The 11,663-nt window shown below is 43.4% G+C and carries 6 protein-coding genes; 4 read left to right on the forward strand and 2 right to left on the reverse strand.

All coding sequences use genetic code 11. The features are described from left to right. Positions 1-5: 5 nt before the first annotated feature. Positions 6-2,573: an ABC transporter permease gene (locus tag IDJ76_RS01580; protein ID WP_191160039.1), complete on the reverse strand. Its 2,568-nt coding sequence runs from the start codon at positions 2,571-2,573 to the stop codon at positions 6-8. Further along, a complete protein-coding gene (locus IDJ76_RS01585; RefSeq protein WP_191160041.1) occupies positions 2,566-3,261 on the reverse strand; it encodes an ABC transporter ATP-binding protein in 696 nt (231 codons plus the stop codon). The genes IDJ76_RS01580 and IDJ76_RS01585 overlap by 8 nt, the downstream gene beginning before the upstream one ends. A gap of 103 nt (positions 3,262-3,364) precedes the next feature. Here IDJ76_RS01585 and IDJ76_RS01590 point away from each other — a divergent pair, with 103 nt between their 5' ends. From IDJ76_RS01590 to IDJ76_RS01605, 4 genes are all read left to right on the forward strand, one after another. Then, entirely contained in the window at positions 3,365-4,114 is a 750-nt protein-coding gene (locus tag IDJ76_RS01590) for an NUDIX hydrolase (protein WP_224746152.1), read from the forward strand. A 129-nt stretch (positions 4,115-4,243) separates the two neighbouring features. Next, positions 4,244-7,792, forward strand: a complete 3,549-nt coding sequence (locus IDJ76_RS21095; protein WP_191160043.1) for a PKD domain-containing protein — start codon at positions 4,244-4,246, stop codon at positions 7,790-7,792. Then, positions 7,792-8,811 carry a PorP/SprF family type IX secretion system membrane protein gene (locus IDJ76_RS01600; RefSeq protein WP_191160045.1) on the forward strand — a complete coding sequence of 340 codons (1,020 nt, stop codon included), beginning with the start codon at positions 7,792-7,794 and terminating at the stop codon, positions 8,809-8,811. The genes IDJ76_RS21095 and IDJ76_RS01600 overlap by 1 nt, the downstream gene beginning before the upstream one ends. Positions 8,812-8,984: 173 nt before the next feature. After that, positions 8,985-11,567, forward strand: coding sequence for an amino acid adenylation domain-containing protein (locus IDJ76_RS01605; RefSeq protein ID WP_191160047.1), 2,583 nt, complete (start codon positions 8,985-8,987; stop codon positions 11,565-11,567). The last annotated feature ends 96 nt before the right edge of the window (positions 11,568-11,663 follow it).

Consider the following 11,663-nt stretch of genomic DNA (forward strand, 5'->3'; position numbering starts at 1 on the left):
TTTTATTATGAGTTTGAGCGTAACACCTCCAGCGGTGGTTTGTTTAAAATGCCTCGGCTGTTAAGTAATCCAATAATTACGGTTAACAATGTTATGGCAAAAAAGATAGCCACAACCGGTAATAAATTAACATGGTAGGGCATGTCAAAACGGTATACGGCCAATAACCAGCTGGCACCAATGGCGATAATAATGCCGGTAAGTGCAGATAAGGTGCCCAGGAAAAGATACTCTAATGCCGTAATAGCAAAGATCTGTTTACGGCTTGCGCCTAGGGTGCGCAGTAAAACACTTTCTTGTATGCGCTGATATTTACTGATCCGTACTGACGAGATCAAAACAATGATCCCGGTAATGATACTAAACCCACTCATGAACTTGATCACGTAACCTATCTTATCCAATAACTCGTCCAATACACTCAGCACCAAACCCAGGTCCACGATAGATACATTAGGGAATTGCTGTACCACCACCTGCTGGAGTTTGGCCGAAACAGTATTGTTTGGCACATGCGTAAGCAATACATTAAACTGCGGTGCATCCTCCAACACTCCAGTCGGGAAAACGATCTGGAAATTGGTAGAGATCTTGTTCCAGTTTACCTTGCGGATGCTGGCCACATAAGCGTTCATGAGTACCCCCTGTACGTTAAAGATCAATTTATCGCCCACTTTTACTTTGGCCCGTTCGGCAAATCGTTCCTCCGCAGATACCGGTACATCTTTGCCCGGTATAGTTTTGCCTATCCATTCACCACTGGTTATTTTTTCCGATGCTGTCAGCGAATCGCGGTAGCTTACCCGGTATTCATAAGTAAACACATGCGGATTGATCTTCAGGGTAGTATCCTTCTTCACATCCGCTGCGGTTTTGCCATTCACCTTATCTAACCGTATAGTTACAATGGGTACCTGCGAAAGCACCTTTAGCCCCTGCTTGCGGGTAAGGTCGGCAATCGCTTTTTTCTGACTGGTTTGAATATCAAACAGGATCATATTCGATTGATTATCGCCCGTCGAGAGCGTTACCTGGCTGATCAACAATTGCTGGATCAGGAAAAGGGTACAGATAAAAGCGGTACTCAAGCCAATAGATACCGTCAAAATAATGGTTTGGTTGTTAGGTCGGTAAAGATTAGCAAAGCCCTGTCGCCAGATATAACTCCAGGAGCTCATGATCAGCAGGCGGGTAAACCTGATGAGCAGCCAGGCAATGGCCGTCAATATTAAAAAGGCTATGGCAATACCGATGGTGAATACAACTGCGCCTGTCCAGTCCTCCAGCTGTAAATAACTAAATGATACAATAAACAACAGCACAAGCGAATACACCAGCCACCTCAACGGATCTTTAATAGTGGTGGTATCATCAAATGATAACCGTAGTGTGTTTAATGGCGATATATTTCGGATGGAGATAAGGGGCAGTAAAGCGAACAACACCGATATGATGAGCCCTAAGACAATGCCCTGCCAAATAGCCATCCAGGAAATACTAACGGAGATGGTGATCGGCAAAAAATCCTTCAGCACCATTGGCAAAAGGTGTTGTATGCCTGTACCCAATGCGGCACCTGCAATTGAACCAACCAGCCCGATACCTGCAATCTGGATTAAATAGATCAAAAAGGCCTCGGATGCCTTAACCCCCATACAGCGCATAATAGCTATAGAACGGATCTTTTCGCGAATGTATATGTTGATTGCGCTCGCCACACCCACACAACCCAGTAATAATGCAATGAAACCCACAAGTGAAAGGAAGCGTGACAGGTCTTCAAACGACCGGCCGGTATTTTCTTTACGGGTTGCTATGGTGTCGTAATTAAACCCATCTTTTTCCAACTTGGGGTCAAGCGTTTTAATTAGCTTAGGTATTGCCCTGGTATTGTTGAACTTATAAAAGTAACTGTAAGTAATTCGGCTGCCTAATTTAGCCAGCCCGGTTTGCTCCAGGTATTGCAGCGGGATGTAAACCACCGGAGCTATGCCCGATGAGATACCTGTTTGCCCCGGTGCCTTGTTCAACAACCCGGCAATTACAAAGGTCTCGTTCCCCACCTTTACCGAGTCGTTCACTTTGGCATTAAACTGCATCATCAATGTTTTATCCACTAAAGCATACTTGCCTTTTTTGAAAGTGCTGCCTGCGTGTAAAGGAACGGTCTCTAATTCGCCGTAATAAGGGAAACCTCCCTGTAAGGCGCGTACCTGTACCAAACGTGTACCGAAGCTTTTTGGGAATAAAACCATTGATGCAAAGCTGCGTTCCTGCGAGCGGTCGTCGCCCAAAGAGTCTGTTAGCGTTTTTAGCTCACCATCGGGTGCTTTGTTACCGCTGATGGTTAAGTCGGCACCAATTAGGGTAGCCGCTTGGTTATCCACATCATTCTGTATATTGTATCGGAACGAATAGATAGCCACCAGGGCGCCAATACCAAATACGATGGACGAGATAAACAACAACAACCTGCTGCGGTTGCGGCGACTATCGCGCACGGCCATTTTAAACAGCCAGCTAAAGTTTATTTTACGGTTATAATTCACTTGATCCATCTGATGATTATTCATTGCAGGTTTTTTCGTCAGATACCAGTTTGCCACCTTTTATTTTAATGATGCGATGGGTTTTGGCTGCCAGTTCCAGGTCATGCGTAACCAAAACGAGGGTTGTACCCGCCTCCCTGTTGAGGTCGAAAATTAGTTTTACCACCTTTTCACTGGTTTCGGCATCCAGGTTTCCGGTTGGCTCATCGGCAAATAAAATCTTGGGCGAATTAGAAAAAGCCCTGGCCAGTGATACCCGCTGTTGCTCGCCGCCCGATAATTGAGCAGGGTAGTGGTGGCCACGGTCGGCAAGCCCTACTTTGTCTAATAGGTCTTGTGATCGTGCTTTGATATTTTTCTCTCCGCGTAATTCCAGCGGTACCATCACATTTTCTAAAGCCGTTAGGGTAGGCAGCAGCTGAAAGTTTTGAAAAATAAAGCCAACATACTGATTACGTACCTGTGCGCGTTTGTCTTCGCCTAAATTACTCAGGCCAATGCCGTTTAATTCAACAATGCCCGATGATGCGCTGTCGAGCCCGGCGCATAAGCCCAGCAATGTTGTTTTGCCACTGCCCGACGGGCCAACTATGGCGTTGGTGGAACCGGTGCTGATGCTGAAATTGATATCATCTAAAACGGTTAAAGTGCGCCCCGCGCTTTTGTAGGTTTTATTAAGGTTTTGTATGTTTAATATAGTTTCTGCTGGCATTTTTTAAATTTGAGGAGTCAATTACGTAAATATCAAAGTATTATTAATAAAGCGGCGGCCTAAAATGTTTCGTTACAAAAGCATTACAATCTATTAGGTTATCATGCCGAATATTTTTACACTTGTAAATAAACCTATTTCCATTATGCGTCAGGAATACCCCGGGCAAAAACGATTTTTAGTAGCAGTAGATAGTATCATATTTGGGTTTGATGGCTATAACATCAAATTGTTACTGGTTCAACGGAGTTTAAGCCCCGAAACAGGCAAATGGAGCCTGATGGGGGGCTTTGTACATCCAGAAGAAGACCCCGGCGCTGCCGCAAGCAGGGTATTGCAGGAACGTACAGGTTTAAAGGATGTTTACATTGAACAGTTTCATGTATTTGGCAAACCCGACCGCGATCCGGTGGAGCGCACCATTACCATTGCTTATTTTGCACTGATAGACATACAGCAGTACGAACAGCAATTGACCGAAGAAAATAATCCCGAATGGTTTTTATTGGATGCAATGCCCGAAATGGTTTTTGACCATGCCGAAATGGTTGCCCAGGCCTTGCGCCAGCTGCGTTATAAAGCGGCATTACACCCCATTTTATTTCAGTTGCTGCCGGGGAGGTTTACCATACCCCAGTTACAGGCTTTGTATGAGGGCGTTTATCAAACTAAGTTTGACGATAGGAATTTTAGCCGCAAGCTGCTCTCTACGGGCTTGTTGGTTAAACTAGCCGAAAAGGACAAGTTATCATCAAAAAAAGGCGCCTTCTACTATCAGCTCGATCAATCAAACTATGAGCAAAAGTTTGGGTCGTTTTTAAACCTTGTACCCAATCCGGATAAGTTCTTTTAACGCTATTTAACAATTTGTTAACGGCATAGCAGTAAGGAGTATTAAATTTAAAATTGCGCAGCAAATTATCTGCTTGTTTTAATTACTTATCTGTATTTTTATCATCCTATGTGCTTTGCATTAAGCATTATGCGATTTAAACAGGTTGATACTTTGGGCAGGATAGTTAAGCTCCGTTTCCTTTTGTTTTTTGTGCTGGCATTGTTCAATTGCATTGCCTTTGCTCAAGGCAACTCATCTAACCAGGGAAAAGAGTTTTGGACTACCTACATGTCCCACACAGAAGATAATGGCCCAAGCCAAATGAGCCTTTACATTACAAGCGACTTAAATACTTCGGGTACCGTTGAAGTGGCCGACGGAAGTTTTTCGGTCCCGTTCACAGTTGTTGCCAGGCAAGTTACAATTGTAGATATACCCCACACGGCTTTTTTGAAGTTGGGTGGCCAGTATTTGAAAGGTATACATATTACTGCGTTAAAAAATATAGCTATTTACGCGCATATTTATGCAAATGCTGTATCCGGGGCCACCTTGCTTCTGCCTGTAAATGTGTTGGGTAAAAATTATACATCAATAAATTATACACAAAAGTCAAATGCTGTAAGTTATTCGTCTTTAGCGGTGATAGCGGTTGAGGACAACACTACGGTAGAGATCACACCGTCAGTCCCTTTGTTAGATGGAAAGCAGGCAAATACTAAATTTGAGCTATCGCTTAAAAAAGGCGAAGTATACCAGGCTTTAGCAAACACGGATCTTACCGGTACCCTTGTAAAATCTATAAGTTCAACAGCTGGAGAATGTAAAAAAATAGCGGTTTTTTCAGGAAGTTCAAAAATATCGATCAGTTGTAACATCAGTTACAATTCGGCAGATAATCTTTTTCAACAGGTTTATCCTACATCGTCATGGGGTAAAAATTATTTAACTGCACCGCTTAAAAGCAGGCCAATCGATATCTTCAGAATAGTATTAAGCGATTTAAATACTGTAGTTAAAATGAATGGAAATGTTGTAATTGACGGAACGGGTAATTTGCTTTACTATGAATTTAAATCAAGCACAACTAATACGATTACGGCCGATAAACCAATACAGGTAGTACAATATGCCGTCACAGAGGGTAATTCTTTTGATAATAACTGCACGCCTAACACTACAGACCGCGGCGATCCGGAAATGATTTATCTAACGCCGCTCGAACAGACGCTTGATCACGTTACCCTTTACTCTACTGATAAATCTAAAATAACGGCTAATTTTATTAATGTAGTTATAAAAACAAGTTCAGCTCCGTCATTTCAGTTGGACGGTGTTTTGTATTCAAATTTGGCCAATGGGGTTAATAATATGCCTTTTGCCACAGTTCCTGGCAACGAAGAGTATTCATACGCGCAAATAAAAGTCGACGCTGGTACACATTTTATTAACGCCGATGAAGGGTTTACAGCGATTGCTTATGGCTTCGGCGCCCGTGAGTCATACGGTTACGCCGCAGGTGCAAATGTTAAAGATTTAAATTCCTTTATATTCATCGCCGGGAAACAATCTAATGAAACAGTTACAAGCGGCTGTGCCGGTAGCGCTTACAAGCTTAAATTAACCATTCCTTATCAAACTACCTCCATTAAATGGGATTTTAAAGATGGCAGTGCGCCTTATGTAGATAATGCGCCGGTTGTTGCATCAACCATTCAGCGCGATTCAAAGACGTTGTATACTTACGAGTACTATAAAACGGTAACCTTTGCGCCCGGCGAATACAATATTACCGGCACGGTACGCAACCCAACATCCGACGATTGCGGCTCTGATGTACCCATAGATTTTGATTTTATTATATCGGGGTTACCTGTTTCTAAATTCTCCTGGGCAGGTACTTGCCCCGGTGAGGATATTTTATTTAAAGATGAATCGACACCGCCGGAAACGATCAAGACCTGGCTTTGGGATTTTGGTGACGGCACTACTTCAACTCTGCAAACACCTAAACACCTATACGCAACAGGCGGCAAATACACAGTAAGGCTAACCGTTGGTAACGAGGCCGGTTGTACCACAACGGCCGAAAATGTGCTGACTATTTTAAACAAGCCGAAAGCAGCATTTAACGTACCAGCACCTTATTGTTTTGGGCAGGCGGTTACACTGGCCGATGCATCAACATCAACAGGTGGTGCCATCAAACAGTGGATTTGGGATTTTGGGGATGGTACACCAATCGAAACACACACTACCGGTGTTTCATTTACACACATTTTTAGCAAATCGGGCAACAGTACCATGCAATTAACGGTGGTTACAGAAAACGGCTGTACGGATATCACGCAGAAAGTTATTGAGATTAAAGTTGTGCCTGTAGTTGATTTTTCCCTGCCGGATGTTTGCCTTAGTGATGCTGTAGCAAAGTTTACAGATAAAAGCTCCATACCCGATGGCAGTGAGGGTGCATTTACCTACTTATGGAATTTTGGCGATGCAAATGCGAATGCAGCCAATCCCAATACATCAACGCTAAAAAACCCGGGGCACAAATATAACAGGGCAAGTAATTACACGGTTACTTTAACCATTACGTCGTCGGCAGGTTGCTCGGTAACAAAAACGCAAACGCTTACTGTTAACGGCGATACACCCTCTGCCAGGTTCCTGGTAGATAATAGCAATCAGCTATGCAGTGCCGCGCCGGTAACATTTCATGATCAGTCTACCGTAAATTTTGGAAATGTAACTAAAATAGTTTGGTATTATGATTATGTAAATAGCCCAACCGCTAATGAAACTTTTTTGCGGGCCGACATCCCTGACGACCGGACTTACCATCATAATTACGCCGTATTTAATACGCCCCTCACCAAACAATTTACAGTAAGAATGGAGGCCTACTCCGGCGAGAGTTGTGTTGATATTACCCAACAAATTATCATGGTAAATGCTAACCCTTTGGTGCAGCTATTGCAAATAGGCAGCATTTGTTATAATGCACCACCCATACAGATAGCTGTTAACAGCAACGGCTTCTCGGGGAATGGAAGTTTCACGGGCAGGGGGGTAACTAACAGCGGCATGTTCAGCCCAAAAACAGCAGGAGCGGGTATTTCAACTATATCTTACACATTTGTGGCTACCAACGGCTGCAGCTATACTACTAATCAGGATATATTAGTTTATGATGAACTAACGGCAAATGCGGGCGAAGATATTACTGCTCTTGACGGTATCACCATTACTTTAAAGGGGAGCGATAATCAAACTAACGTGACTTACAAGTGGTCGCCATCTGCCGGGCTCGACCGTGACGATATTGCCGAACCAACAGTAACACCCACGCGGGATATCACGTACAGGTTAACCGTTACAAATGCCAACGGTTGTGTAACCACGGATGATGTTTTTTTGCATATCTTAGAAAAACCTATAGTTGTAAATACATTCACCCCAAATAATGATGGTATAAATGATGTTTGGAACATAAAATATTTAGAAAGTTATCCGGGAAATACGGTTGAAATATACAACAGACAGGGAGAAAAGGTATATTCGTCAATTGGTTATGCCATTCCTTGGGATGGCCGCTATAAAGGGAAAGAGCTTCCGGTAGGCACCTATTATTATATTATAAACCCCAAAAATGGCCGTAAGGTTATAGCTGGAAATGTCACCATTATTAGATAATGTTTAACAAAAAGTTATTCCTGTTATTGATGCTCCAGGCATTGGTTATATGTGTTAAGGCGCAGCAGAGGCCCCAATACACGCAGTACGTGTTTAATAACTACTTGTTAAACCCGGCAGTGAGCGGTATCGAAAACTATACCGACGTGAAGCTGGGGTACCGTAGCCAGTGGACAGGCCTTGAGGGGGCGCCCGTAACCAGCTATTTTAGTATCAACGCCCCGATCGGTACCAATTTTGTACAAGGCGATGCCGCGGCGTTCCCCTCATCCGGGGGCGATTACCCGCAAAGCCGACTTTATACGCAGGATTACCGCGCATCTGAGCCGCACCACGGTATCGGGTTCACAGTAGTATCAGACAAGGCCGGCCCCATCACCCAAACCAACCTTAATGCTACATATGCCTACCACTTAGGCTTAACCGAAAAATTAAACCTTGCTGTAGGCGTTGCAGCCGGGGTGAGCCATATTAATGTGAACACCGCGCTGATAACGCTTGAGAATGCTAATGATCCTACCATAAATAATTTACAGGGCAGCCAATGGAAACCCGATCTGGGCGTAGGGATCTGGGCTTATGCAGCCAGGTATTATGTTGGTATATCGGCGCAGCAAATATTGCCCGCCAATTTATATGTAACCACCGGCAATACCGCCAATCAAAGTAAAACGGTTCCCCACTTTTTTGCTACCGCAGGGTACAAATTCTACATTTCTGATGATGTATCGCTTATGCCTTCGGCACTGCTTAAATTTATACAACCTGTGCCCACCACGTTTGACGTCAACCTGAAAATGTCGTTCAGGGACAGGTTCTGGCTTGGCGGCTCATACCGTAAGGACGATTCTTTTGCAGTGCTGGCAGGATTTAACTTAAGTTCATTCGTAAATGTTGGCTATTCTTATGATATTACTACATCGGCGTTACGTACGGTTAGTAATGGCTCGCATGAAATTGTCTTAGGTATCTTATTAAACAACCGTTATAAACTAACAAGCCCTCAGCATGGTTGGTAAAATGAGAGTGTTGATATTTTTTCAGTAGCATTTACTTGTCATTTTGAAAAGAATAGCGATTTTTGAAATATTGAAGCCCCATTTTTTAGTATTTATTGGCCTCCCGTTTGCAGTATATGTAACGGTAGCATTTGAGATTTACCTTTTTTAATAAGGTATCCGCGTATAAAAAGATGACAATCAATAGTTTAGTTAACACCCAATCTAACAAATACCCCGATAAACTTGCCATCAAATGGGGCGAAACCGGGGTAACTTATGCCCGGCTAAACAAATCATCGTCGCAATTGGCCCGCTTTTTAACGGCGCAGGGGTTAAATGAGAATGATATCGTTGCGTTCGCCGGCGACCGCACTCCCGAGCTAATTATCTTTTTACTCGCTTTTGTTAAATTGGGGATAACTTATCTCCCTATTGATAATAACCTGCCGATAGACCGCATCCAGTACATGCTGAACGATGCAGACATCAAATTATTGGTTACTTCAAAAAACAACGCCGAAAAATACGAAAATACAAAGCACATACTTTTTACAGAAGACGCCATTGCTTCAGCAGCGGCTTTTGACGAAAGCGACATACTAACCGAACCTGATGCTGAGGGTATTGGCTACATTTTGTACACATCAGGATCTACCGGCAGGCCCAAAGGGGTTTTGGTAAAGCGCGGCGGTGTCATGAACCTGTTGCAAAGCATACAGCAAAGCCCCGGCATAGCGGCAAGTGATGTGATGCTTTTTACCACCACTATTTCATTTGATATTGCCGAGCTGGAAATGTTTTTACCACTGGTAAATGGCGCAACTATTGTTATTGCCGATGCGGAAACCGTGAAGGATGGGCGCGCGTTGGTAGAAATGGCCAAACGTGAGCAGGTGACTATTATGCAGGGCACACCGTTTATGTGGCGAATGATGCTGGAGGCCGGATGGGATGACGCGTTGCCGATAAAGGCATTTTGCGGCGGCGAAGCAATGACCAGGCAGTTAGCTGCCCAATTAGCACCTCTTTGTAATGAATTGTGGAATATGTACGGCCCAACCGAAACAACTGTTTATTCCGTTATTAGAAAGATAACCGGAGATGAACAGCTTATCACTATTGGTAAACCTATATTGAACACGCAGATTTATTTGCTGGATGAAAACCAAAAGCAGGTTATTGATGGTGAAACAGGCGAGATCTATATCGGTGGCGATGGCGTAGGTGAGGGGTACTTAAACAAGCCCGATCTTACAGCAGAGCGTTTTATAGCAGATACATTTTCTGACAGGCCAGGGCAAAAGATATATAAAACAGGCGATCTGGGTAAGATACTTCCCGATGGTGACATACTTTGCCTGGGCCGCGTTGATCATCAGATAAAGATACGTGGCTACCGCATAGAGGCAGAAGAGATAGAAGCCCAGTTAAAGGAATGCAGCGGCGTTAGTGACGCTTTAGTAGTTGTTTACACTGACGTAGCGGAGAATATGCACCTTGTAGCCTATGTGGTACCAAGCAGCATGTTTGGCGACAGCGAAACACCCAAGCGGGTACAGCAATGGAAAGACTACCTGGGTAAGGTGTTGCCGGTGTACATGGTGCCGGATATTTTTATGCCAATTGCCGCCATCCCTGTAATGCAGAATGGCAAAACCGACAGGAAGGGTTTGCCCCAACCTGTTGTAAACAATGAGAGCGATAGCGAATACGTTGCCCCGCAAACCGAAACTGAAATTGCCCTGTCCGAAATATTTTTAAAAAATATAGCAATTGATCGCATCGGGATATTTGATAACTTTTTTTATATGGGTATCGATTCGCTGGTAATGGTGAAGGTAATGGTACAGATAGAGAAAAAGTTTGATAAACGCTATCCATTATCGATACTTATTAGGTACCCAACCCTGCAACAATTAGCGGGATTAATTGAAAGTAATATTGTTGATTCGCAGTATAAATCGCTTATCCCCATTAAACCAAAGGGCAATAAGGTTCCTTTATATATTGTGCATGGTATTGGCTTAAACCTGCTTAACATGTTCCACATGGTGTCTATGCTTGATGAGGAGCAACCGGTTTACGGTTTACAGGCCATCGGGCTGGATGGTACTGTTGAGCCTATGCACTCTATAGAGGAGATTGCCGCTTTTTACAACAGCGAGATTTTGATGAATGATCCGGTGGGGCCTTACGCTATATCAGGTTACTCGTTTGGCGGTTACATTGCCTTTGAAATGGTGAAGCAATTAAGGGCCGCTGGTAAAGAGGTAAAGATGCTGGCCTTATTTGACACAAACCTGCAGAAGCCCGCCCAGCAATTATCCCTGATGGCTAAAATTAAAATTAAGGCCTTTCGTCAGGTCAAAAAATTATTATTCAGGCTGCAAACCTTATTTATATGCCCGGGTAAAACCCTGCATTATCTGTGGCTGCAGGTTCCTGTATATTACTATGAATTTTTAAACTTTATAGGAATCAACATTCGGTATAACCCTAACCAGGTGCCCGGCTATATGCAAGATATTATGCAACAATTGCAAAGGGCCTTTGCGAAGTATATATTTAAATCGCAAGATATCAAGATCGACTTGTTTAAGGCTTCCGTTAAGCTATATTACGTTGATGATCCTAAGTATTTTGGATGGGATGAATACGCTACTCAGGGAGTTGATGTACATGTGGTCCCCGGCGATCACCGCGAAATGTTTATAGCACCCAATGACAAGTTTTTAGCACAGTCGTTGCAGGAACAGTTGGATAAGATCAATTAAGAATAGAGATTGGTTAATTAGTGATTGAAGATTAGTTCGACACGCTTGAACAGGTTGTCTTACTTAACAAAGTAACTAACCTCTTATCTACAATTA

The sequence above is a fragment of the Mucilaginibacter glaciei genome, assembly GCF_014773245.1.
Taxonomy (GTDB): domain Bacteria; phylum Bacteroidota; class Bacteroidia; order Sphingobacteriales; family Sphingobacteriaceae; genus Mucilaginibacter; species Mucilaginibacter glaciei.